This window comes from Metabacillus sp. KH_069 (assembly GCF_057838075.1).
The window spans coordinates 1,437,108-1,461,213 of sequence record NZ_CM174460.1 but is presented as its reverse complement, the minus strand read 5'-3'; the positions used below and the strand labels follow the sequence as shown (position 1 = coordinate 1,461,213).

20 protein-coding genes are annotated in these 24,106 nt (G+C 41.9%); 10 read left to right on the top strand and 10 right to left on the bottom strand.

The genetic code is table 11. From position 1 onward, the window contains the following. Window positions 1-5 precede the first annotated feature (5 nt). Complete coding sequence (locus tag AC3ISE_RS07210) at window positions 6-584, bottom strand: TerD family protein (RefSeq protein ID WP_489223654.1); 579 nt, start codon at window positions 582-584, stop codon at window positions 6-8. A 184-nt stretch (window positions 585-768) separates the two neighbouring features. Here AC3ISE_RS07210 and aldA point away from each other — a divergent pair, with 184 nt between their 5' ends. Then, a complete protein-coding gene (gene aldA / locus AC3ISE_RS07205) occupies window positions 769-2,217 on the top strand; it encodes an aldehyde dehydrogenase (RefSeq protein WP_489223653.1) in 1,449 nt (482 codons plus the stop codon). 85 nt (window positions 2,218-2,302) lie between these two features. Beyond that, entirely contained in the window at window positions 2,303-2,776 is a 474-nt protein-coding gene (locus tag AC3ISE_RS07200; RefSeq protein ID WP_489223652.1) for a hypothetical protein, read from the top strand. 112 nt (window positions 2,777-2,888) lie between these two features. Here AC3ISE_RS07200 and AC3ISE_RS07195 read toward each other — a convergent pair whose 3' ends face one another. The 3 genes from AC3ISE_RS07195 to AC3ISE_RS07185 form a co-directional block, all read right to left on the bottom strand. After that, window positions 2,889-3,596, bottom strand: coding sequence for a hypothetical protein (locus AC3ISE_RS07195; protein ID WP_489223651.1), 708 nt, complete (start codon window positions 3,594-3,596; stop codon window positions 2,889-2,891). Window positions 3,597-3,835: 239 nt separating this feature from the next. After that, window positions 3,836-4,582, bottom strand: coding sequence for a TspO/MBR family protein (locus AC3ISE_RS07190; RefSeq protein WP_489223650.1), 747 nt, complete (start codon window positions 4,580-4,582; stop codon window positions 3,836-3,838). Between the two features lie 498 nt (window positions 4,583-5,080). Then, window positions 5,081-6,742: a DUF2339 domain-containing protein gene (locus tag AC3ISE_RS07185; protein ID WP_489223649.1), complete on the bottom strand. Its 1,662-nt coding sequence runs from the start codon at window positions 6,740-6,742 to the stop codon at window positions 5,081-5,083. Between the two features lie 140 nt (window positions 6,743-6,882). On the opposite strand from AC3ISE_RS07185, the gene AC3ISE_RS07180 reads away from it, so the two are divergent. After that, on the top strand, window positions 6,883-7,830 hold the full coding sequence (locus AC3ISE_RS07180) for a S8 family peptidase (RefSeq protein ID WP_489223648.1): 948 nt from the start codon (window positions 6,883-6,885) through the stop codon (window positions 7,828-7,830). A 129-nt stretch (window positions 7,831-7,959) separates the two neighbouring features. On the opposite strand, the gene AC3ISE_RS07175 is transcribed toward AC3ISE_RS07180, so the two are convergent. After that, on the bottom strand, window positions 7,960-9,357 hold the full coding sequence (locus AC3ISE_RS07175) for a helix-turn-helix domain-containing protein (protein WP_489223647.1): 1,398 nt from the start codon (window positions 9,355-9,357) through the stop codon (window positions 7,960-7,962). A 100-nt stretch (window positions 9,358-9,457) separates the two neighbouring features. Here AC3ISE_RS07175 and AC3ISE_RS07170 point away from each other — a divergent pair, with 100 nt between their 5' ends. Beyond that, window positions 9,458-13,510, top strand: coding sequence for a S8 family serine peptidase (locus AC3ISE_RS07170; RefSeq protein ID WP_489223646.1), 4,053 nt, complete (start codon window positions 9,458-9,460; stop codon window positions 13,508-13,510). Window positions 13,511-13,831: 321 nt separating this feature from the next. On the opposite strand, the gene AC3ISE_RS07165 is transcribed toward AC3ISE_RS07170, so the two are convergent. Beyond that, window positions 13,832-14,212 carry a hypothetical protein gene (locus AC3ISE_RS07165; protein ID WP_489223645.1) on the bottom strand — a complete coding sequence of 127 codons (381 nt, stop codon included), beginning with the start codon at window positions 14,210-14,212 and terminating at the stop codon, window positions 13,832-13,834. Between the two features lie 279 nt (window positions 14,213-14,491). Between AC3ISE_RS07165 and AC3ISE_RS07160 the strand changes: the two genes are divergently transcribed. From AC3ISE_RS07160 to AC3ISE_RS07145, 4 genes are all read left to right on the top strand, one after another. After that, the gene (locus tag AC3ISE_RS07160) at window positions 14,492-15,475 is read left to right on the top strand and encodes an ABC transporter substrate-binding protein (protein WP_489223644.1); all 984 of its coding nucleotides are present in this window, start codon (window positions 14,492-14,494) and stop codon (window positions 15,473-15,475) included. A 12-nt stretch (window positions 15,476-15,487) separates the two neighbouring features. Next, window positions 15,488-16,459, top strand: a complete 972-nt coding sequence (locus AC3ISE_RS07155) for an ABC transporter permease (RefSeq protein WP_489223643.1) — start codon at window positions 15,488-15,490, stop codon at window positions 16,457-16,459. Then, window positions 16,452-17,246, top strand: a complete 795-nt coding sequence (locus tag AC3ISE_RS07150) for an ABC transporter ATP-binding protein (RefSeq protein WP_489223642.1) — start codon at window positions 16,452-16,454, stop codon at window positions 17,244-17,246. Before AC3ISE_RS07155 ends, AC3ISE_RS07150 begins: the two co-directional genes overlap by 8 nt. Before the next feature lie 225 nt (window positions 17,247-17,471). Then, window positions 17,472-17,828: a hydrolase gene (locus tag AC3ISE_RS07145; RefSeq protein ID WP_489223641.1), complete on the top strand. Its 357-nt coding sequence runs from the start codon at window positions 17,472-17,474 to the stop codon at window positions 17,826-17,828. Between the two features lie 42 nt (window positions 17,829-17,870). Here AC3ISE_RS07145 and abc-f read toward each other — a convergent pair whose 3' ends face one another. Continuing rightward, window positions 17,871-19,748: a ribosomal protection-like ABC-F family protein gene (gene abc-f, locus AC3ISE_RS07140; protein WP_489223640.1), complete on the bottom strand. Its 1,878-nt coding sequence runs from the start codon at window positions 19,746-19,748 to the stop codon at window positions 17,871-17,873. A gap of 260 nt (window positions 19,749-20,008) precedes the next feature. Further along, the gene (locus AC3ISE_RS07135; RefSeq protein WP_489223639.1) at window positions 20,009-20,143 is read right to left on the bottom strand and encodes an RAxF-45 family protein; all 135 of its coding nucleotides are present in this window, start codon (window positions 20,141-20,143) and stop codon (window positions 20,009-20,011) included. Between the two features lie 174 nt (window positions 20,144-20,317). Between AC3ISE_RS07135 and AC3ISE_RS07130 the strand changes: the two genes are divergently transcribed. After that, a complete protein-coding gene (locus tag AC3ISE_RS07130; protein WP_489223638.1) occupies window positions 20,318-21,859 on the top strand; it encodes an FAD-dependent oxidoreductase in 1,542 nt (513 codons plus the stop codon). Between the two features lie 455 nt (window positions 21,860-22,314). Here AC3ISE_RS07130 and AC3ISE_RS07125 read toward each other — a convergent pair whose 3' ends face one another. Together AC3ISE_RS07125 and AC3ISE_RS07120 are read right to left on the bottom strand one after the other, a co-directional pair. Next, complete coding sequence (locus tag AC3ISE_RS07125; protein ID WP_489223637.1) at window positions 22,315-22,656, bottom strand: zinc ribbon domain-containing protein YjdM; 342 nt, start codon at window positions 22,654-22,656, stop codon at window positions 22,315-22,317. 64 nt (window positions 22,657-22,720) lie between these two features. Continuing rightward, on the bottom strand, window positions 22,721-22,918 hold the full coding sequence (locus tag AC3ISE_RS07120; RefSeq protein ID WP_029281940.1) for a cold-shock protein: 198 nt from the start codon (window positions 22,916-22,918) through the stop codon (window positions 22,721-22,723). A gap of 289 nt (window positions 22,919-23,207) precedes the next feature. Between AC3ISE_RS07120 and AC3ISE_RS07115 the strand changes: the two genes are divergently transcribed. Beyond that, on the top strand, window positions 23,208-24,008 hold the full coding sequence (locus tag AC3ISE_RS07115) for an alpha/beta fold hydrolase (protein WP_489223636.1): 801 nt from the start codon (window positions 23,208-23,210) through the stop codon (window positions 24,006-24,008). Window positions 24,009-24,106: the final 98 nt, after the last annotated feature.

Genomic DNA, 24,106 nt, shown 5'->3' with positions numbered 1-24,106 from the left:
CTCTATTAAACTTCTAATCCGTAATTTCTGCAAAGCGCTGCAAGTCCGCCTGAAAAACCGCTTCCGATCGCGTTGAACTTCCAGTCCTGACCATGTTTGTACAATTCGCAGACCACTACAGCTGTTTCGACTGAAAAATCTTCTCCTAAATCATAGCGGAGGACTTCCTCAGAGTTATCAGCATTTACAACACGTACAAATGCATTGGATACTTGTCCAAAATTCTGATGGCGTCCTTCTGCATCATGAATCGTTACCGTTATTCCAATTTTCTCTACATGAGGAGGCATCAGCGCGAAATCAATGATCATTTGCTCATCATCGCCGTCCCCTTCTCCTGTACGGTTATCTCCAGTATGCTCAACAGCGCCATTCGGACTTTTTAAGTTATTGTAAAAAACAAATTCCAAGTCGTTTTGAACCTTGCCGCTTCCATCTGCAAGAAAAGCAGATGCATCAAGGTCAAAGTCTTTGCCGCCTGAATACTTATTCGTATCCCAGCCAAGCCCAATGATGACTTTCGTTAAACCGGGGTTTGTTTTTGTCAGATCAATCCGCTGTCCTTTTGATAAAGATATTGACATAATCATCACCTCGTAAATTATTTTCCAAAAAGGAAGTCTGCTTCCATTGTACTACGAAATCCGTCAAAAAAAGTTTCAAAAAGAAAGATTGTCCGATTTTTTAGAACACATTGAAATCGATAAGAATGTTTGATACCTGAGAGGGAGTGGAAAAGTTTAAGACAATCATTTAAGGAGGCCAACCATGCAACAGCATAAATTGTACATTAACGGTGAATATATAAACTCTACTTCAGAGGAAACGATCGATGTCGTGAATCCAGCTACGGAAAAAGTCATTTCCAGAATCTTCGCTGGTACAGAAGAGGATGCAAACAAAGCCATCGAGGCAGCTTATGAAGCCCAGAAAAAATGGGAGAAAGTCCCCTCTGCTGATAGAGGTAAAATTGTACGCGAGCTTGGCGATAAGCTGAAAGAAAGACGCGAAACGTTCATTGAATTGCTGAGCGAGGAACAGGGCAAGCCATATGAACAGGCGAGCGGCGAAGTCGATACCGCAATCGACTACTTCTATTATATGTCCGAATGGGCCCGCCGGATTGAAGGAGAAATCATTCCGAGTGACCGCCCAAATGAGAATATTCTGATGTTCAGAAAACCCATCGGAGTAGTAGCAGGAATTGTCCCTTGGAACTTCCCGGTCTTTATTTTGGCAAGAAAAGTGGCAACAGCCCTCATTACTGGCTGCTCGATCGTTTTAAAACCGAGTCAGCAAACACCAAATACGGCAGCTGAATTCACTAAGATTATCGCTGAAATGAAAGACATCCCTGCAGGCGTCTATAATTTCATTACCGGAAAAGGATCAACCATCGGCACAGTAATGGCCTCTCACCCTAAAGTCGGCATCATTACAATGACCGGCAGTGTGAAAGCCGGAACGAAAGTCATGGAAGCAGCAGCTAAAAACATTACGAAAGTCAATCTGGAGCTTGGCGGCAAGGCACCAGCTATTGTAACCAAAAACGCCAATATAGAGACGGCAGTGAAGAGCATCAAAACGTCACGCATAACGAACTCAGGGCAGGCCTGCACAAATGCTGAGCGAGTATATGTTCATGAGGACATCGCAGAAGAATTCATTGAAAAAATGACGCAGGCAATGAAAGAAACGAAACTTGGCATGCCTAATGATAAAAATGCGGAAATGGGTCCGCTTGTCAGTCAGGACCGTCTGGATATTGTTCATGAAATGGTGGAAAAGGCTGTTCAGAGCGGTGCGAAAGTTTTAACTGGAGGTAAAAGAGCAGACATGACGAGCGGGTTCTTCTACGAGCCGACTGTCATTACAAACGTGCAGCAGGATTCAGAAATCATTCAGGAAGAAATTTTCGGACCGGTTCTTCCAATCATGACATATAAAACGCTTGATGAAGCGATTGAACTTGCCAACGATTCAGATTATGGACTGTCTTCTTCTATTTATACAGACAACGTGCATGAAGCAATGAGAGCAGCCAATGAACTGAAATTCGGCGAAACCTTCATCAACCGTGAAAACTTTGAAGCCATTCAAGGCTATCATGCAGGTCTTCGCAAATCAGGACTCGGCGGAGCTGACGGCAAACACGGAATCGAAGATTTCACTGTGACACATGCAGTGTATATGCAGTATGACGATGAGAAGCAATGACCGGAAAGCGTTCAGACAAATGTCTGAACGCTTTTTTCATAAATCCCTCTCAAATAGAGCAAAATTAAAAAAGGGAGGGATCTGTATGTTATATTCAAAACCGCTTAGAATCCTTTTGCTCATTCTTTCTTGGGGCAGTCTTCTTTTCCTGAAACCTGCTTCTGCGAAACGCTTTTCGCAAGCGGCCATTTTAGTATCGCTGCTTTTAACGGTGGAATCCATGATTGCCATTCCCTACAAATTATGGACAATCAAAGGCGGATTAAAAAGACGTTTATGGGGAGATTTCAGCTTTATTTTCGGTCCTTTTTTTGCAGGTACCCTGTGGATTTTTCACCTAACATACGGAAAGTTTTGGAAATACATGCTGGTAAATACAGTTGTTGATTTTCTAATGGCTTATCCACTCACCTTTTTATTTGAAAAAGCAGGCTTTTACCGACTGAAACGATTGAGCAAGCATCGTTTATTTTCTCTGTCTTTGGTTTTTGCAGCAGTCATATACGGGTACCAGGTATTTTTGGAAAAGCCATTTTCAAGAAATGTTGAGGAATCATGAACGGCACATATTATCCGGTGGAAAATCAGAGTCCCACAAAAGGGAACTCCAGATTGATATGGAGTTCCCTCAGTTATTCAATGATAGCCTCCGATTGTTGAATATAAAGTCTTTATTTCTTCTCGATTTTCCAAATCAAATTTTCAGGTTTGTCCTTTTCAAGAAATGTCAAACGATAAACTTTATGATAATCCTTATCCGCAAACTCCACTTTATGATTCAGCTTCCATTCAAGACTTCCGTAATCACTGAAAAGATCCTGCTCATCCGTGTTTTCAACAAAGAAAAGTTTTTCCTTATTGATAACATTGCCGTTTCTTTTCTTAACTTCCATATAAACATCAATATTCCTTACCTCATGATGACAAATGATGTTACATACGTATTTCTTATTAGGGCTGCTCTTCTTTAGCAGCGGATAGGTGTTTTCATAGCCAGTTTTTTTTATAGTGTTATAGATTTCTTCTAAATCAGATAAATCCCAATTCAATTCTTGGGCAGCTTTTTTCATCCCCTCATGGACAATCTCAAGAGTGTGTTCTTTTTTTTCCCGGTCAGAGGTCAAAGCTAAGATCTCTTCAGCATTTGTTGCAACAAAAACAGGATAGTAATCAAATATGATATGTGCAAACGTATCGATCTGCTCTTTTTGTTTTAGACTCTCTACACAAAAAATCTGAATTCCTTTATTTTCTTTTGCGGTTAGTTTTGGCAATAGACGGCTGTATAAAAACGTAATACATCTTGTTTCATGAAAAAAAGTCCAGTTTACATCCTTGTTCTTTGGAACATACAGCTGAATATCTTTGATGCGAGGCATAGCTCAATCTCCTTATGTTTAAGCTGAAATTTCCTAACGAATATAAATATTATTTTTCCTTATCCAATAAACTGTTTTTTAATTTAATAGCTATTATTTCCATTTTAGCATAATTGCCCAATATTCAGCCGCAAATATACAACGCAAAGATACACCATTTAAGCTGCTAAATGGTGTATTTTTTACGTTATACTGTTTTGAACTTCTGAATCGAACCCGTCCGGAAAAAACCAGCCGTTTTATTTCTTGTTCCGAAACATGCGGATGATCTTCAGAAGAACAGCGGCAGCGATTAGAATAACTGTTACCACTACGGTTCTTTTAATTGAGACTGGGTCTTGTTTCACATATATTGCGATATATGCCCAAATGAATACGAGCGGATAATAGATGTCGTCATTTTTGAACGTAAACCATACTGCAAGGACTGCCCCAACCACAAGCATAATAATTGTCCAAGCCAGTTCATTCAGTCCCAGGAACGACTCAATGCCGTTTGTATAGAAGAAAATAAAGAAATTGACGATCGTTGCAACCGAAATCCATCCAAGATAGATTGAAAAAGGTGTGCGCATCAGCCATTTAGGATCCGGTGATGACTGAATTCTTACATATACTCTAATCAAAGAAATTAAAAGACCAAGCATGACAAGCAGTGAAGCTGTAAACAATTCATAATGGAAAACAAAAATCCAAAGACTGTTAAATAGACAGCTGATGAAAAACCAATAGCCGATATTTTCATAAATTTTCCGTTCCTGGTCTTTCACAAAAAACTGCCTCACCACCCAAATTCCGAGCAGCAAATAGATCAATCCCCAAATGGAGAAAGCATATGATGCCGGCGTGAACAGCACCGGAATGCCGGCTGACACTTCACCAGTCGTCTGCCCGTTGATGGGCAGGGCATTTGCCAAGTAATTAACCGCGATGACAAGAATGTACCCAATAACATTAATAAGGGCTAAAACTGAAAAACGCTTCATGATGATCTCCTCCCTTTCCCCTCTAGTTTATTTTGCTTGTCTTTTTTTAATACCCTTTTAAATGAAGCATAAAAAAATTTGAGCACATCAACAAGAAATGCGGAACCCGCCAGGTTAGCGCAGGCAGACAGATAAGGATCCGACAGATAAGGCGCTTTTTGCCTTTACTGGCGGAGCCGTTCTGGCCGAGGAGTTAGGCGGTGGAGCTGGACACCACAAAAAGCGGAACCGCCTGCCTGGACAGAGTCTGCGAGTTCAATCACCATTTTTTGCGAATTGAACCTGCATTTATGCGAGTTGGACCAAGATTTCCGCGAATAGGGCTAGCAATGCGTATTTTAAATGGGGGCAATTCGAGAACCGGACAATTACTTGCTGAAATGCTCCTTTTACTAGCCGGAATGAAATAAATACTTGCCGTTTCAAATGGAATTCTATCTTTTTTCCAGTTCCCTCCTAAAAAAACGCAGGAACCCGTGATCCCTGCGAAAATCTCCATTATTTAGTTTTATAAAAGAAGCGTGAAAGCCCAATACCAACCGTTCCCAATGCTATAAACAAAATAGCCCGCAGGACAATCGAGAGGGAAACAAGATCGAGGAGAACGAGCTTGGATAACGTGAGAAAAAGCAGGCCGATTCCTAAAATCCGAACCTTCCGATGATTTTTCATGACGCCATAGACGACACAGACGACAGAATATAATGCCCAGATTCCTGTAACAGACATCATTCTGATTTCAAATGACATATTGGAAGCAGCTGCGAGAACGAGCATGGTCGCGAAAATAAACGTCGTAATCACGAGTCCGGCAAACAAGACGGTATTCAGAAACCGGACATCACTTTCCTTGAATTCAAGTCTGTATTTTCGAAGCATAAGCTTCAATGCGATCAGTGATGCAACAATACTCATCCAAACGGCTGTTTCATAGGACCATACATGTTCAATCACCTTAGTGCAGCTCGCTAAAAGACCAATTACATAGACAATCAAACCAATATATCTTTGAATGTTCCCTTTCACTGCGAAACCCACATATAACGCAACAAGTCCATGCAGCAGAAGCAAAAGACTAATTTGTTCTTCACCTGTTACTTCTACTATAAAGATGCCTGCAGCATAGGTAGCGATCGGAGCAAAAATATCCAGCTTCTCTGTCTCCGTTTTTTTCAAGAAAAGCCAGACGGCAACCGCTGCATACACACCAAACGAAGCGCCTAGAAATCCGAGATATACGGTCTCATCCGCAAGAGCCTGAAACCAAAAATGCGTGAGGACAAAGCTGATCAGCACCAATGTTTTTTGCTGCAGCTGATAAAGCGATTGGATAAAGTAAGTCATCATAAGCCCCGCATGCTGAAAAAGAATCGCAGTTAAGATAAGGGTACTGTTCTCTAAAGGAGCAAAAGCAGCAAACACAAACAGCGCTGCGTGAAGCAGGAAAAAGGAAGAAAAGTATAGAACAATGTATTTTTTCTTCATTGCATACACCAAAAGCCCTGCGTAAAACAAAAATTCATAAGCGACAAATAAAAGGGCATTGTTTGATTCACTTTCCACTAAAAACGGCACTAAAAATCCGGCAATCCCCGCTAAAACGGCAACTGGCTGGGAACGGTGCCTGTGAGAAAGAAACATGCCGGCACTTACCCAAATCACATTCAAAACAAAAGCAAGCGCTGAAGGTATCAGCCCATATAAAACATTTGCCGAAAATGTGGATAAGATGAAAATCACAATCGCTCCGCCAAGCAGAACTTGCCCAAGCGCCGCCCTTCCCTTCTTAATCTGCCATTCACCGCCTGCAATCAGAGCAGCAGAACACAAATAGCCAAGAATGCATTTCACTGCATCTGTAATAAAACCTTCATCTGATGCGGCCTTAAACGCCCATAATACCCCAAGCAGCAAGACCAGAATAAATACTCGAGGAAGCCAGACTTGTCCAATCACGCGCTCCCAGTCAACCGGTTCTGCCTTTATTTTTGCGGCAGCCGGCTTTTTTTCAGTATGAACCGGCTCTTGTGCCTGATAGACAGTTTTCGCGGCACGGGGTTCTCCTTTTATGTGATTCAGTTCAGCTCGAAGTTCACTTACTTCTTGCTGCAAATGCCTCATTTGCATTTCCATTTCATTTATTTTTCTTTCTAAATTCATACGTCACCTCTGCCCTCTTTCTAAACTTCATTATATGGCAAAAAATAGGGAATGAATAGCTCTTTGATTTTCCTATTTTTATCATCGAATGTCACTTTTTATCATATACCTTAATCATTACGAAAAAAGGAGACGGTAAAGTGAAAGGACAAGTTCGGCTGCTTCCTCATAAATACGGACCGATTGTGAAAAATGTTAAAGCTAATTCTGAAGGTGTCGCCGTGATTCAGGCTCCAAAGATTTGGGAACAAGGCATTAAAGGGAAAGGAATCACAATTGCAGTACTTGATACCGGATGTGATGTGAATCATCCTGACCTGCGGGGAAATATTGCCGGCGGGCGGAATTTCACCACTGACGATAACGGAAACCCTAACAGCCTGACAGATTACCACGGCCACGGCACACATGTATCAGGCACCATTGCGGCGACAAGGTATGTGGGAGTTGCGCCTCAGGCAAAGATTCTTGTAGTGAAAGTGCTTGCGGGAGAATCCGGCAGCGGAGAATATGCGTGGATAACAAACGGCATCTTATATGCCATTGAACAAAAAGTGGATGTAATCTCCATGTCGCTTGGGGGACCTTCGGATCACTCTGAGATGCGAAAAGCTGTCAAAAAAGCGGTTGCCAATCAAATTGCAGTCGTTTGCGCTGCAGGAAATGAAGGGGATAACGACAGCAGAACAGCCGAGTTTTCCTATCCGGGATCCTATAACGAAGTCATTTCGGTCGGATCAATCGGCTTCGGTAAAACTTCGTCGCCATTCTCAAACTCTAATAACGAAGTTGATCTCGTGGCACCTGGAGAAAAAATTGTCTCAACCATCCCCGGAGGAGAATATGCGGCATTCACCGGAACCTCGATGTCAACGCCGCATGTTGCAGGTGCTATCGCATTAATTAAACAGCTCGAACAACAGGAATTTGACCGCAAATTTACAGAGGCGGAAGTGTATGCGCAATTAATCAAGCGGACAATACCCCAGGGAAATCCAAAAACGCAGGAAGGCAATGGACTGCTTTATTTAACTGCACCGGATTTGCTGAGAGAAAGTGTTGAGGAGAACAGGCTGATTGAAGAATAAAGTGAAAGCCATCACCTGATTATCGTGATGGCTTTTTGTTTATCTCAGCTGAAAATCTCCAGACATAGACTTTTTATTCTTCCCTCTTTTTTAATTATTGGATTCAATAAAAACTGACTGCCGGACACCTCACACAAACTGATTATTCCTCCGAAACTTCTCCATCAGACCTCTCGCGTATGAATTGGCTTTTTCCATATTGCCTTGTTCCATGTAAAAATCAAACAACTTTAACCCGTAATGTTCGGTTGGAAGGACGTATCCCATTTCTTTGAAGTGTGGATAAGCCTCTGCCTCCAAGTATTCGTAATAGCCTTCAACATTCCCTTTTATGTTCAGGTGATGGAGGGTGAAGAAATGAAAGAAGGTTGGATTTTTTCCGTTTTCCGAAAGGCGAAGTCCTTTTTCAACTAAAGAAAGCAGTTCCTCTTTCGGGGTTTCCCCCTCTTTTGTCAGAGAGTTTATGTAACCTTCTAAAGAGCCCAGGAAATTGGGATCATGGTCTTCCCGGAAGCTGAGGGATTTTTTATAATATTCGCCTGCAGATTTGAATTGCCCCTTCCGAAGCTGTGAGTATGCGTAATTGTGATGAAGCAGGGCACGCTGGTGCTCCAGTCCGTAGTCTTCTGCCATGTCGATTAATCGTTCATATTCTCTGTTATCAAAGCCTGTATCCTCCGATTGTTCGAGCTGAATGAGCATAAGCATCTCTGATTCAATCATTCTTGAAAAACTGCGTTTCTCCATAAAGTACTGCAAGGCCTTATTGGCATAGAAGTAGGCTAATACATTGGAATGGATTGAATGATAGGCTACAGCTAAATCGTAAAAATACTCTGGGTTTGCGTAATCGGATAACCTGATTTCCTTCAGCAGAGAGATTGCCTTGAAGTTATCATGGTTCTCCCTCATGTAATAGATTCCTTTAATATGCATGAACATGCTGTGTTCATATGGAGATAATTCGGTCCATGTATCCATTTCATCTATTAATTTTTTTGCCTGGAGAAAGTCTGAGTCTGACAAGTAATACCTTGTAAGGATGAGTGTATAAGTTCGGTGAAAATCCTGTATCCGCAATAAGTGGATGCCATCCAGCTGTTTTTTAATTCCATCAGATTTTGTTTGGATTTTTTTAATGATGGACTCATGCCATTCTTTAAGGAGCGCTTCAATTCTATGATAGTTTTCAATTTCATTTTTCATAGTAATCCCCAGTCTCTCAGATAACAATTGAATGGTTTCTTTTGAGACCTCAGTAAGCCCTCGTTCTATTTTACTAATATGAGTAGCTGAACAAATCGCTTCTCCTAAATCTTTTTGTTTGATTTGCTTAAACTCTCGGTAAAATTTGATGATTTTCCCCTCTAGCATCCAGATACCCCCAATTGCAATTGCTGCAGTTATAATTCTCCCTATTATAACCCCAATTAGAAAGGCTGTGATGGCTCCTTTTTCTTGTTTTTTCTCAAAAAAGAGGCCTTTTGAATCGGTATTAAAGATGCATTTAGGTAAAAAGACTAGCATAAAAACCCCAATAGCCTCCCTTAACAAAGAAGACTAGAATTTAAATAGTACTACTATTTAGAATCGTTTTTCTATTTTTATCAGGAAGAGGTTAGAGATTATGAAAGTAAAATCCATTGGAAAAAAGGTTGCCGTGCTTGCCCTTTCGGCCGGACTGCTCACATCCCCTTTTAACACATACTCTGCACCTGTTAAGGCAGAGGCTTGGAAAGCGGAGGACATTCTGTCTACTTTAACAGCAGAGCAAAGATTGGCTTTAAAACAGCTGGAGCTGAACGATCAGACCGGTCTTCAGGGATTTCAGCCGGCTGAACTGTTAACGGATGAAGAAGTCTCCGTCATTGTTCAGTTCCATTCAAAGCCAAGCAAAGTCGCAGTCTTAGAGGCCGAAGTAAAAGGGAAAAAGCTGACGAAAGAAAACGCACAGGCACAGATTGAAAAAGAACACAAAACGTTTAAGGACGACGTACAGAAGCATATCTCCCCGGTAAATGGAAAGAAAGCTTCGCCTAAAATTACCCGTACTTATAAAACGGCGTTCAACGGAGTCGCCATGAAGCTTCCTGCAAGTCAGGTGGAAGAACTGACAAAATCAGCGGCAGTGAAAGCTGTTTTTAAAAATCAAACATATACAGTTGATCCTATTCAAAATGATCTTCCTCAAGACGTGGAAAGAGAGATTACGACTTCAGTAGAAAGTCTTCCATTCTTAAAGGTTGATAAGCTTCATGACGAAGGCATCACAGGCGAAGGCATTAAAGTTGGAGTTCTTGATACAGGGATCGATTACAATCACCCTGATTTAAAAGATGCCTACAAAGGCGGGTATGATTTTGTAGACAATGATGCTGATCCAATGGAAGCCACGTATGAAGACTGGAAGAATTCCAAACAGCCGGAATTCCAAGGCAGCAGCTCCTACTATACCTCACATGGCACGCATGTTTCAGGAACGATCGCCGGACAAAATGCAAATGACAGTGAGGTATCTGTAAAAGGAGTAGCTCCTGATTCAGACCTCTATTCCTACCGGGTGCTGGGTCCATACGGAAGCGGGACAACTGAGGCCGTTCTTGCGGGGATTGATCAAGCTGTACAGGATGGCATGGATGTAATCAATCTATCTTTGGGTGCACCTGTAAATGACCCTTACTATCCGACAAGCACAGCCATTAACTATGCAGTTCTTAATGGTGTGACAGCGGTCGTATCTGCAGGCAACAACGGTCCAAATGATTTTACCCTCGGCTCACCAGGGACAGCTGCACTAGCTTTAACAGTTGGCGCAAGCGATGTCCCTGTTTCTCAAACCCTTTTCACAGGAAAAACGGCTGATGGGTGGACTTCAGAGATTGTAAGCATGGCAAGAGGTTTTGCAGATCAGTTTACGAGTTTAGAAGGTGCATCTCTTGAGTTAGCGGATGTGGGACTTGGAGGTGCGCAAGATTACAAGAATAAGAATGTTCAGGGGAAAATTGCATTTGTACAGCGCGGCGGAGCCACTTTGAATGACAAAGTGAAACTGGCGAAACTAAATGGCGCAAAAGCTGTCATTATGTACAACAATGCTGATGGCCATGTTGGCTTTAACCTAGGAGAATCAACAGATTTCGTACCGGCTTTTTCCATGACAAAAGCTGATGGAGAAAAACTTAAAGCTGCAATCACAGCCGGAAACACGGCCTATACGTTCACTAATTTAAAAGAAACTTATACAAAAGGCGATATGCTGGCAGACTTCAGCTCCAGAGGCCCAGTTACGAAAAACTATGAAATGAAGCCTGAAATAGTGGCTCCTGGAGTGAGCGTGCTCTCAACCTACCCTGCTTATAAAGAGAATCCGGACGAATACAAATACGCCTATGCAAGACTTTCCGGAACGTCCATGGCGTCTCCGTTTACTGCAGGAGCTGCAGCGCTTCTTTTAGGGGAAAACCCGGATTTAGAGCCGGCTGAAATTAAGACCATCTTAATGAATTCTGCTGATCCGCTCTCTGAAAATTACAGCGTATTTGAAGTTGGCGCCGGAAGAATTGATCCATACCAGGCCCTGCACGGTCAGACGAAAATTCAGGTAAATGATGAAACGCTTCTTCCTGAAGGAGAAGATTTAGTAACGATTAAGAATCAAACTGGCGGTCTGAGCTTTGATAATCAAGTCGTGATGGAAGGCGAATCGGTTCGCGTAAAGAAGAGCTTGGACATCACACTTGGCAGCGAAAAGAAAAAGACATTTGACGTTCAAATGACAGAAAACGTTCAGGCTAAAACGAATAGTCTTAAAGAAAACGGTGTAACCGTCCATGCAGACAAAGAGATCTCTGTTACTAAAAAGAAAAAAGTCAACATAACTCTGACAATGCCTAAAACAGCGAAAGAAGGGATTTATGAAGGCTACCTTCTACTTACAAATAAGAACGACAAAAATGAATCGTACCGTGTACCGTTCAGTGTAAAAAAATCGGAAGAAGGGTTTAACAATCTTGATTTGCTGACTCCATCCATTACAACGCCGTTTTTCAATCACGCCTATGATGGCTACCGGACCTCAACCGCTATGGTCCAGTTCAGTACAAGCTCTCCTATCGATTCGATGGATATTATTTTACAGGATGCAAAAACGGGAACTGATTTAGGATTGATTGGAACACTTGATATGACAGCAGCGCTCGATGATACATCTTACTTTTTAAATGCATTCAATGGCACGTATTATGCTTTTACCGGCGATAAGAAACAGCCGGTATCAGAAGAGTTTTCCATCGCTCAGCCTGGCCACTATAAAATGAAGTTCGTCTATACCCTGCCATCAGGCAAATCGAAAACCATTGATCACGATCTGTTCATCGATATCGATGCGCCATCAGTCAAAAGCTCTCTAGACGGTGATTCACCTTTCATTGAATATCAACCAGGACAGGCAACATATCCTTTTGAACTTGAGATTACAGATGAAAATGTGCAAAACATGCAAAATGCAGGCATAGACATAGATCAATCGTCGAACTTTATGGTATACACATACGGCTTCCCTTTTCCTAAAGGTCCTGTTTATATGGATTCTAAAGGAAAGCTTGTGGACGAAGTTGCCATGGACGAAAATGCAAAATCCCTTTCATTTAATGTCATTGGCTATGACAAAGCCGGAAACCAGGCGAAATGGAAAGAGTATTTCTTCGTGAAAGAAGGTACGCCAAATACCTATGCCAAACACAAAACCGAGGTTGCCCGGTCAGGAGACATCTTAACAGCCTCCCTTGTCCTTGATAACCTTGAAGGTGTGAAAGAAGCCGTTTGGACATTTGGCAAGAAGAATACAATTAAGCATGTGGATCTTCTTGAGGCAAACTTAACGGATGAATTATCTGGAAAAGCAACTTTGGATGTCAGCGGCGATCAAGTCAAAGTAACCTTCAATGAAGAAATGAAATTTGATCAAAAATCCATTGTAGATGTAAAAGTAAAAGTTCAGGATGAAATCTTTTATCCAATTGGCTACATTGATCCGACCGCAAAAATCATTGATGCTGATAATAAAACGGCCGAATTATTGCATGGCGGCAGCCGTTTCAATTTAAAACCTTCTTTTAATCGTGTTCAGGGATATCTTTCTCCAGAAGGATATTATGTTGACAACGGATCAGGCGGTTTTACCGGGAACAGAGACTGGTCAAAAGTCGGCGCTTCTGTCAAATTGACCAATTCATCAGGAGACGTTTTTGATGCATCAAACTTATTCGATGGCAACGCACGTTTCACAATGGAAAAACTTCCATTAAGCAAAGATCCATATACATTTGAAGTAAAGGTTCCTGGACACTTTATGACTGTAAGCAAAGAACTGATCGGTTTTGAATACAAAGGAGTTCTTTACGGAAAATCTGCTTCTGTACACTCAGAACTCACTGCGGGCGATGTAAACCAGGATAACGTGATTGATGTACTTGATGCCATTGCCATTCAGGAAGCATGGAACACAAATAACCGCGCAGCAGATATTGATTTCAACGGAACAGTAGATTCAAAAGATATCAGCTATGTTAAAAAGAATTACCTTCTTCAAAACAAAGATGTCGAAAACGCTCCAGCACCAACGAAAACAAAAGATGGCAAAACACTTGAATCCATTTTGAAAGAACTTGGGGTAAATTAAGAAATCATGAAAACGCTTAGGAACGTCCTAAGCGTTTTTTTGCATACTTTACCTTTTCTTTTTTATGAAACTCGTTAAATAATAGACCTGCATGATAAGACGCACAACAATCACTGTACCAAATGTAAAAATAGCGTCTTCAGAAGGATCTCCCCTGCCAATAATTTTAGAACCGAAAAGCAGAAAAATGAGACTGCTTGCCATTTAAGTCAGAATGAAAATACTTATATACCTTCCCATATACAGCTCCCCCTGTTTATTATTCCGTAATTTCCTGCAAACATAAAAAACCCCCAGGCTTCCCAAGGGATTCTCATTGATCTATTTCGTTAATAGCTGCAAAATCATCTCTGCATCCTTTTCTTCCACGTTCATTTCATCAGCAAGCTTTGCAGGATTTTCGGCGAGCGCAGGACTTTTTTTGAGAGCAGCAAGCGCCTGATAGCAAAGGCTGATCGGCGTTTTTTCAATGCGGGTGCTGATAATTCTGCATACTCCGCTCTTTTTAGTCTTAATGGCCCCGAACTGCTCGAGCTGAACGAGCTTTTGCATGGCGGAGCGTTTTGAAACGCCAAGTTCATCTGAAAGTTCGCTGATTTGATAATTCACATTACCATCCGCATCTCGTTTGACAAGCAAATAGCCTAATAGTTTTGAATAGATTCTTGAAAGATTTACTAATGCTCTGTCATTTATGTTCATATACCTGCCACCTAATCCAATCTGTTACAAATAAGTATACATATTGTCTTAGTGCGAATGTTTCATATCATCGTTTTGTAATATAGTTTTCATTGTTCTGTTATAAATTTGTGAGTTTTTAGGAGAAAAAAGAACGGTAATTGAAGCCAACGACCTAAAAAGCGCAGAAATTTCAGTAAAATCTGAAATTAATGATTGAAGAAACGTAAAGTTGAGTTATAATTTAATGAATAAAAGCATAAAAGCGTAAAAGCACAATCAATAATAGGGGGCATTACAATGAACTGGAAATCAAAGCTTGGCATGAGTGCTGCAATCTCAGCAATGTTAATCTCAGCGGGATGCGGAAGCAAAGATACGGCGGGCAGTGCAGGAAGTGAAAAGACTTATCAAGTCGGGGTTACTCAAATTGTTGAGCATCCTTCTCTGGATGCTGCATTGGAAGGATTTAAAAAAGCGCTTGATGAAAAAGGACTGAAGGTTGATTATGATGTCCAGATTGCAGGCGGAGATCAAAACAACAGTCAGACGATCGCAAGCAATTTTGTCGGAGATGACGTTGACCTTATTTTCGCAAACTCAACGCCAAGTGCTCTAAGCGCACTGAATGCAACAAAAGATATACCAATCGTCTTTACATCCGTAACGGACCCAATTGGAGCTGGACTGGTTAAAAGCTTTGAGGAGCCTGGAGCAAATATCACCGGGACAACCGATACTCATCCAGATGCGATTCCAAGCACAGTCAAATTTATCGATGAAAACGTCGAAGGCAATAAAATCGGGATGATTTACAATTCAGGAGAACAAAATTCAGCAGCTCAAATTGATCTTGTTAAAAAAGCGATTAAAGATACTGATTTAGAAATCGTTGAGTCATCTGTTTCCACTTCTGCAGAAGTCAAACAAGCGGCTGAAGCACTTGTCGGAAAAGTGGATTCCTTCTATATCATTACTGACAATACGGTCGTTTCGGCATTAGAATCTGTTATTTCTGTTGCAGGCGATGAAGATATTCCCCTGTTTGTCGGAGAGCTTGATTCAGTAGCACGCGGAGGATTTGCCGCTTATGGATTTGATTACAGCGACATCGGCTATGAAGCCGGATTAAAAGCAGCCGAAATTTTAACCGGCGATAAAGAAGCAAACGAAATACCGGTTGATTTCCCGCAAAAACTTAAACTTCAAATCAGCAAAAAAGCAGCTGAAGCAATGAATGTTGAAATTAAAGAAGATTGGGAAGATGCAGAGATTATCGACTAAGGAGGACCCATCATGTTTACTGCTCTTTTCTCGTCCGTTGAATCCGGACTGATCTATGCCATTATGGCGCTCGGTGTTTATCTTTCATTTCGAATATTGGATTTTCCAGACTTAACGGTGGACGGAAGCTTTGTAACCGGAGCTGCCGTCTGTGCAGCAATGATCGTAAACGGCATAAATCCTTTCATTGCAACGCTCGCAGCCCTGCTTGCAGGGTTTGCGGCAGGCTGTCTGACAGGTATCCTTCATACAAAAGGAAACATCAATCCGCTGCTGGCCGGTATTTTAATGATGATTGCCCTCTATTCTATCAACTTGCGGATCATGGGGCAGTCAAATGTCCCTCTTCTTCAAGAAAGCACGGTCTTTACCGCTTTGCTTGACGGCTGGAATAGCCTGGGGATTGACTCTTTTATGCAATCATTCTTTCTTTCTATCGGTCTTGAAAACTTTATTCCAAAAACGTGGTCAATTCTGATCGCGATGCTGATCCTTATCGTCTTCATTAAGTTTGTCTTGGATTATTTCCTGAAAACAGAAGTCGGCATCGCCATTCGTGCATGCGGCGATAATGAAAAGATGATCGCAAGCTTTTCAGCAAATACAGATATGATGAAAATTATCGGTCTTGGCTTATCAAATGCGCTTGTCGCTTTTTCAGGAGCATTCATTGCCCAGTATTCAGGATTCAGCGATGTCGGCATGGGAATCGGGATGATCATTATCGGTCTTGCTTCCGTGATTATCGGAGAAGCACTTGTTGGGACGAAAACGATTATCCGGGCAACACTCGCGGTCATTATCGGAGCGATTATCTACAGGATGATCATTGCACTTGCTCTCAGAGCTGATTTTCTTGAAACAGGCGACATGAAAATGATTACCGCAGCCATTGTCATTGCAGCTCTGGTCGTTCCGCAGCTGCTCGCTAAGCGGAGGCGCAAAAAAAGCCTGCATCAAAAGAGAGGTGTCAAAATTGCTTGAATTGAAGCAAATACAAAAAGTATTTAATGAAGGCTCGCCTGATGAAAAAAAGGCTTTAAACGGCCTATTTCTTTCTCTTCATAAAGGTGACTTTGTCACTGTCATCGGAAGCAACGGTGCAGGAAAATCGACTCTTTTGAACGTCATTTCAGGCAGAATGTTTCCTGATGAAGGAGATGTATCCATAAACGGTAAAAACGTCAGCTTCGTCCGCGAACATAAACGTGCGAAGTATATCGGGCGTGTGTTTCAGGATCCCATGGCCGGAACTTCCCCTGCTTTGACCATTGAAGAAAACCTGGCCATTGCATACTCACGCGTGAAAAAACGATCATTGCGCCCCGGTGTTACAGCTAAACGGAGAGAATATTTTAAAGAACAGCTTGCCTCCCTTGGTCTGCGGCTTGAAGACAGGCTATCCGCAAAAGTGGGGCTTCTGTCCGGCGGAGAAAGGCAGGCCCTCTCCCTCCTGATGGCGACGTTTACTGATCCTGATATCCTTCTGCTGGATGAGCATACAGCTGCCCTTGATCCGCAACGTGCCGAACTGATCACACAGCTTACAAAAAAGCTGGTTACAAACGGCAGCCTGACTACTTTGATGATTACTCACAATATGCAGCAGGCAGTTGATCTTGGCAATCGTCTGATCATGATGGACGGCGGCCGCATCATCTTTGAAGCAGAAGGCGAACAGAAGAAAAAGCTGACCGTAGCAGCACTCTTAAATGAGTTTTCGAAAATTAAAGGAAATGGATCACTTTCAGATAAAGTGATGCTGAGCTAGAAAGCGGAACCTGCTCCTCAGCACCGAAAGACAAATAACTATTCCCCCTAACGATTTTTAGGGGGAATTTGTTATGGCCGAGGAGTTGGGCGGTGGAGCTGGACACCACGAAAAGCGGAACCTCCCGCCATCACCTTATCCTTTCCTATCATAGTAAATTTCAGGATTAGCTTTCCTTCTTTAGTGGTAAATGCTTACTAAATACACTAAAGGAGATGGACGAACATGGAACAAGAAAAACGCACCTATTTTGTTGATATTGCGAGCGGAGAAATCCTTGAAAACCCGGTTGAATCCAGTCCAAGCTTTAAAATTTTTGCCAATCAATCCGAGCTGAATGAATTGAAATCGTACTACAGCGATAACAGCGCAGCGGATTTTCAAACGTTCCAGCGCGCACAGGTTCCATTTCGCGAATATCACCATGACGCAGAAAATAAAGAGTATGATGATTCCATGAGAAAAATTTATGCCATGATCTACATGCTTGGAGACGCAGAGGCAAGACGCCATATTGAAGAGAACGGTATATTAAAAGACAATCATTCCAACAACCCGGATGAAGTGGAAAATTTCAAATAGGCAAAAGGTCCATTGCTCCCAGGCAATGGACCTTTTCATTGTTCAGCTGATCGCTTCAAGCTGTTCATATAACCATTCGATCTGCTTTTCTTTTTCTTCCTTCAATCTGTTCAGCTCCATCAGCTGCTCAAGATTGGTCAGCGAAATCATCTTTTCTTCAAGACGGAACAATTCGGTTTCATACTGTTCAATCTGCCTTTCAATTTCTGATGGTGCTGCCGCCTTCTTCACTGCGTTTGATTTTTTCGATTCAGGTTTTGAGACAATTTTCACAGGCACTTCCTTTTCATCCAAAAGACCTCTCATCTTTTCCCTGGCCCATGAGTAATTTCCGTCAAATGCATGCAGCTTTTTGTCATACAGCCAGAATGTTTTGGTGAAAAGTTTATTGAGAAAGTATCTGTCATGGGAAACAGCCAGGATGGTGCCCTCAAATTGTTCAATCGCTTCCTCGAGCACTTCCCTTGAATCAATATCCAAATGATTGGTCGGTTCATCCAAAATGAGAAAATTAAGATCCTTCTGCATCAGCTTAGCAAGCTGAATCCTCATTCTCTCTCCCCCGCTCGTATTTTTCATTTTTTTAAACACCGCAGGCCCGTAAAATAAGAATTTCGCTAAAATATGACGGGCGTCATCTTCTGCCACAGACAAATCTTCTCTGAAATAATCAATGATTGTGACCTCTGAATCTGGAAGAGAAAGCTGCTGTGAGAGATAGCCGATTTTCACACTGCTGCCGATCCTTACTCCTGCATCATCAGGTTCATGCTCTCCCATGACAAGCTTCAGCAGCGTTGACTTGCCCGAACCGTTTTCCCCGACAATTGCCGCCCTTTCCTTATAGGTAAGCTGCAGGCTGACATTTCCAAACAACTGTCTATTTCCAAAGGTTTTTGTTACATTTTCAAAGGTCAGCACTTTTTTACCGCTCCGGTCCGATCCGTCAAAATGAAGATCCATTTTCCTGTGGTTTAAAATCGGCTTTTTTACTTTCTCCATTCTCTCAAGTGCACGCTCCATATTCCTTGCACGTTTATGAAGCCCCTCATTCGGAGGATTTGCCTGATTAGCCCATTCTCTAAGCCTTTTAATGGCTTCCCGCATTTTTTTTATCTTTTTCTGCTGATCCTGGTAAGCCTGAAATTCGGCCATCAGTCTCTTCTGTTTTTCCGCAATAAACCCGGAATAATTGTGATGGTAGACTGTGACCTCCCCCTCTTCTAAGTCGATGATTTTTGCAGCCACTTCATCTAAAAAGGTGCGGTCATGGGAAATGACAACAACCGTCCCCTTATATTCTTTTAAAAAGCCTTCAAGCCATTCTACAGCCGCGATATCAAGGTGATTAGTCGGCTCATCCAGCAATAGGATCTGTGGTGCCTGAAGCAGCATCAAACCAAGGGAAACCTTTGTTTTCTCTCCGCCGCTGATGTGGTCGAAATCAGAGTTCAGAAGCGGCTGCAGCTGCAATCCATTTGCTACGGCGCTGATTTTAGCATCCATCTCATATCCGCCCAGATTTTCATACTTTTCCTGGCAAACGCCATATCGTGCAATGGCTTTTTCCAATTTGTCGGAATCCTCTGTATCAGACATTTCCTTTTCCAGCTGTGCAAGCTCGTTCGATAGTTGATGCAGTTCGGCAAACGCCTGTCTCAGAACCTCGTCAACCGTTGTTCCTGCAGGGAACATCGGAATTTGGGCAAGATATCCGACCTTCATTCCTTTTCTGATTGAAATCGTTCCTGCGTCAGGCTGCTCAATTCCTGACAAACATTTAAACAAAGTTGTTTTTCCCGTTCCATTTCGCCCCACAAATCCGATTTTTTCATTTTCATTAATTTCGAAGGATAAATTTTCAAAAATAAGCTGGCTTCCATATGATTTAGCTAATTGGTGTACTGAACAGATTGTCATTTGTAACATCTCCCCTTAAAAAAATAAAAAAGACCAGAAAGAAGCAGTTTCCTGCTTATCCTGGTCAATCGAAAAGCGGAACCGCCTTGCTCAGCTCCGAAAGGCAGATAAAGATCCGAAAGAAAAGTCCTTTGACTTTTTTTGCGGAGCCGTTCTGATTAAGGAGTTAGGCGGCGGTGCAGCTAGACAATGTTGACATAAAAAACGGAGAGCCAATAAGCTCTCCGCATCATTTTAGTTTAATGGATAAGAGAATCTTCTTAACGTTTGATTGTGACTATGCAATTAGTAAAAAAGGGCATACGTATCCCGTTGATTACAATTGCATGAAAAATTGCACGACATAAATAAAGGTATGACAACTCTTTACCGTGCGACACTTTCAAACTCATCATCTCTTATCCACCTCCGTTCCTGTAGTTATTTCTAGTATAACCGATGACTGTCAAAATTATCAATTAATTATTTCACATACATTCATTTGAATTTTATGGAAAACATAAAACGTGTAAAGGTAACGTTTACTTTAGTTAAATACTGGATAACTATTAAATAAAGGAGGGATTCATTTGAAGAATCAAAACTCAAAATTGCCTCAGTTTCCAGAGCCTTATTGGAGAGATACCGCCAAACTGCCGTCTTATCAGAAGCTCTCCAAGCATTTAAATGTGGATGTGGCCATTGTCGGAGGCGGAATAACCGGGATTACTTCTGCCTACTTACTTGCAAAAGAGGGAAAGTCGGTGGCATTGCTCGATTCAGATGTATTAATAAATGGAACAACCGGCCATACAACTGCAAAAATAACGGTGCAGCACGACATCATTTATGATGAACTTATTCAGCACTTTGGCGCTGACGAAGCAAAGCATTACTACGAAGCTAATAAAAGCGGCCTTGACTTTATTCGAAAAACGGTTGAAGAAAAGAAGATTGACTGCGGGTTCTCAGACGAAGACGCCATTCTTTATGCCGTTTCAGATGACGCTCTGAAAAAACTGCATAAAGAAAAAGAAGCCTATGATACTCTTGGCATTCCTTATGAATACACAAATTCAATTCCGCTTGAGATTGAAGTCCAGGGCGCGCTGATCGTAAAAAATCAAGCTCAATTTCATCCTTTAAAATACTTACATACCCTGCTTCAGGAAATGTCCCAGTCTGGTGTTCAAATTTTTGAAAACACCGCGATTATCGATGTAAAAGGAACAGAAGATGAACCGAAACTGATTACAAATGAAGGGTTTGAAGTCACCTGTCAGCACGTCATTGCTGCATCGCATTTTCCTTTTTTTGATGGGAATGGATTTTATTTTGCGAGAATGTATGCAGAGCGTTCGTACGTACTGAGTGCTAAAACGGACAAGCCCTATCCGGGAGGCATGTATTTAAGTGTGGATGAACCTAAACGGTCTCTTCGTTCAGCTGGAAGCGGAGAAGAACAACTTGTCATCATCGGCGGAGAAGGTCATAAAGCCGGACAAGTAAAAGATACACATAAGCTTTATGAAAAGCTTGAAACGTTCGGTGAAGAAGTTTTCGGCTTAAGTGACATCACACATAGATGGTCGGCACAGGATTTATACACTCTGGATAAGGTGCCGTACATCGGAAACCTTACATCAAGCCACAAGAACATGTATACAGCAACTGGCTTTCATAAATGGGGCATGACAAACGGAACCTTTGCAGCCCTTATGCTGAGAGACCTGATTGTCAAAAAAGAATCCCGCTACCTTGATCTCTTTACACCTTCCCGCTTTCAATCCGATCCGAGTGTAAAAGAGTTTCTGAAGCAAAATGCGGACGTAGCCAAACATTTAATCTCAGGCAAGCTAAAGCGTCCGTCCAAAAAGCCTGAAGATCTAAAAACAAACGAAGGCTGTGCCGTCATGTTTCAGGGTAAAAAGGCTGGTGCCTATAAAGATGAGCATGGCGTCCTTCACCTCGTTGATACGACCTGCACTCACTTAGGCTGCGAAACAGAGTGGAACAGCGGCGATAGGACGTGGGATTGTCCATGTCACGGCTCAAGGTTTTCTTACAGCGGAGAAGTGATTGAGGGTCCTGCAGATAAGCCTCTGAAAGTGCTTGATGCTGGATCTGAATAGTATTAATCATTCTCAAAAATGAAGCAGACAGGATAAACAAATGTTTTTCCTGCCTGCTTTTTTCTGTGAAAATAATTAGTGGCGGGAGGCCACAGTAATGTTACCGCTTTTAAAAATTCAAAGCATAAAAAATGGCATCAGGCGCCTTAGTGATGCCACTTTTATCGGCTCAATGCATCAAAAGTAGCGGCACTTGCCTTAGTGATGCCACTTTTAACCGTTCAATGCATTAAAAGCGGCGCCACTCGCCTTAGTGATGCCACTTTAATCGACCCAATGCATCAGAAGTGGCGCCACTTGCCTTAGTGATGCCACTTTTAACGGTTCAATGCATCAGAAGTGGCGGCAGTCACCTCAGTGCTGCCACTTTTAACCGTTCAATGCATCAAAAGTGGCTTCAATCACCTTAGCGCTGGCACTATTGATGAGGCAAGGTCCTAAAATAAGGGCTGCTCTTACACCTTTTTAACAAATTCTGATTTCAGCTGCATCGCACCAAAACCGTCGATTTTGCAGTCGATATCATGATCTCCATCTACCAAACGGATACTTTTTACTTTTGTCCCTATTTTGATGACAGATGAGCTTCCTTTTACTTTAAGGTCTTTGATGACGGTAACAGAATCCCCATCGTTTAAGACATTACCGTTCGCATCTTTAACAACCTTTTGTTCTTCTTGGTTTTCAGCTTCCGCTTCAGCCGTCCACTCATGAGCACATTCCGGGCAGACAAATAGACTTCCGTCTTCATACGTATAAGCGGATTGGCACTTTGGGCAATTTGGCAATTCGTGCATGTGATTCCCTCCAATTTTTTTTGCATAAAAAAAGGACTCCCGGCATGGGAGTCCTTTCGTTCAATTACTTTTGAACGTTAGCAGCTTGTGGTCCACGAGCGCCTTCAACGATTTCGAAAGTAACTTCTTGACCTTCTTCTAAGCTTTTGAAGCCTTCGCCTTGAATAGCAGAGAAATGTACGAATACGTCTTCTTGACCTTCTGCTTCGATGAAACCGAAACCTTTTTCTGCGTTAAACCATTTAACTTTACCTTGTAACATGTGTGTATCCTCCTCGTGCGTTATCCGCACAATTGTATTACTATCCCTGCTCTAGATAATATTCTTCAAGACGAATGCCTTTTTAATCATATTACGAACAAAAATAATTACTCTTAGTATAGCAAATTAGGCCTCTTCCCGCAACCGTTTCTCATATTTTTTTAGGCTCATATCCAATCTTTTCAGGTAACTTCGAAATGTGTCGCTTTTCTTACAATTTGGCAAACTGCTGTTCATTCAGTCTAGAAACATATTAAGATGGAAGTTCCAATTAAATTAAAGATGGCGGGTGTGGAACATTTTATATTACCGGACGCTTCGGAATCATGAACAGAAACCGTGGGTCACGTTTATCCACGGAGCCGGCGGCAGTTCTGCCATATGGTACAAACAAATACGCGAATTTAAAAACCATTTCAATATCCTGCTGATTGATCTGCGCGGGCATGGGAAATCAGAAAAAGGACTGTGGAAAAAGGGCGATGATTTCACTGAGATTGCACAGGAAGTCATTGACGTCCACGATCATCTTAACATCAGCTCTTCTCATTTTGTAGGCATTTCCCTCGGTACGATTGTGATTCAGTCGGTTGCAAGGCTGCGGCCTGGTCTCCTGTCTTCCATGCTGTTAGGCGGAGCGATCACTAAGCTGAATGCTTTTACCCGCATTTTGCTTATTCTCGGCAACCTCGGAAAGCGGATTTTACCCTATATTTGGCTGTATGCTTTCTTTGCCTGGATCATTATGCCTTACTCCAATCATAAAGAAGCGCGCTCGATGTTTATTTCCCAGGCACAAAAAATGTGTCAGAAGGAGTTCATTCACTGGTTCTCACTGACAAGATTTGTAAACCCTTACTTAATGGAGCTGCAAAAGGATTTTCATCAGATCCCGACTCTCTTTGTAATGGGTGATGAAGACCACTTATTTTTGTCTGCGGTTAAGGAAATTGAAGCTGCACATAAAGAAGTCAAAGCCATTTACATAAAAAATTCCGGCCACGTCTGCAATATCGATCAGCCTGAGCAATTTAATACAGCTGCGATTCAGTTTATAAAAGAAAATAATTCATTAAAGCTTGTTGTATAAAAAAACGATTGGACTTCAAATATAGTCCAATCGTTTTTTTTAACTTATTGTACCAGCAAATACAGAGCCTCTGCGGCACCTTTAGAATGACTGATTGC

Excerpts from the sequence above, each read along its gene's own strand:
- AC3ISE_RS07125 (WP_489223637.1), bottom strand. The coding sequence starts at position 22,656 with ATGCACGAATTGCCAAATTGCCCAAAGTGCCAATCCGCTTATACGTAT.
- AC3ISE_RS07210 (WP_489223654.1), bottom strand. The coding sequence starts at position 584 with ATGTCAATATCTTTATCAAAAGGACAGCGGATTGATCTGACAAAAACA.
- AC3ISE_RS07190 (WP_489223650.1), bottom strand. The coding sequence starts at position 4,582 with ATGAAGCGTTTTTCAGTTTTAGCCCTTATTAATGTTATTGGGTACATT.
- AC3ISE_RS07175 (WP_489223647.1), bottom strand. The coding sequence starts at position 9,357 with ATGCTAGTCTTTTTACCTAAATGCATCTTTAATACCGATTCAAAAGGC.
- AC3ISE_RS07135 (WP_489223639.1), bottom strand. The coding sequence starts at position 20,143 with ATGATGAGTTTGAAAGTGTCGCACGGTAAAGAGTTGTCATACCTTTAT.
- aldA (WP_489223653.1), top strand. The coding sequence starts at position 769 with ATGCAACAGCATAAATTGTACATTAACGGTGAATATATAAACTCTACT.
- AC3ISE_RS07160 (WP_489223644.1), top strand. The coding sequence starts at position 14,492 with ATGAACTGGAAATCAAAGCTTGGCATGAGTGCTGCAATCTCAGCAATG.
- AC3ISE_RS07170 (WP_489223646.1), top strand. The coding sequence starts at position 9,458 with ATGAAAGTAAAATCCATTGGAAAAAAGGTTGCCGTGCTTGCCCTTTCG.
- AC3ISE_RS07165 (WP_489223645.1), bottom strand. The coding sequence starts at position 14,212 with ATGAACATAAATGACAGAGCATTAGTAAATCTTTCAAGAATCTATTCA.
- abc-f (WP_489223640.1), bottom strand. The coding sequence starts at position 19,748 with ATGACAATCTGTTCAGTACACCAATTAGCTAAATCATATGGAAGCCAG.
- AC3ISE_RS07185 (WP_489223649.1), bottom strand. The coding sequence starts at position 6,742 with ATGAATTTAGAAAGAAAAATAAATGAAATGGAAATGCAAATGAGGCAT.
- AC3ISE_RS07145 (WP_489223641.1), top strand. The coding sequence starts at position 17,472 with ATGGAACAAGAAAAACGCACCTATTTTGTTGATATTGCGAGCGGAGAA.
- AC3ISE_RS07195 (WP_489223651.1), bottom strand. The coding sequence starts at position 3,596 with ATGCCTCGCATCAAAGATATTCAGCTGTATGTTCCAAAGAACAAGGAT.
- AC3ISE_RS07120 (WP_029281940.1), bottom strand. The coding sequence starts at position 22,918 with ATGTTACAAGGTAAAGTTAAATGGTTTAACGCAGAAAAAGGTTTCGGT.
- AC3ISE_RS07200 (WP_489223652.1), top strand. The coding sequence starts at position 2,303 with ATGTTATATTCAAAACCGCTTAGAATCCTTTTGCTCATTCTTTCTTGG.
- AC3ISE_RS07155 (WP_489223643.1), top strand. The coding sequence starts at position 15,488 with ATGTTTACTGCTCTTTTCTCGTCCGTTGAATCCGGACTGATCTATGCC.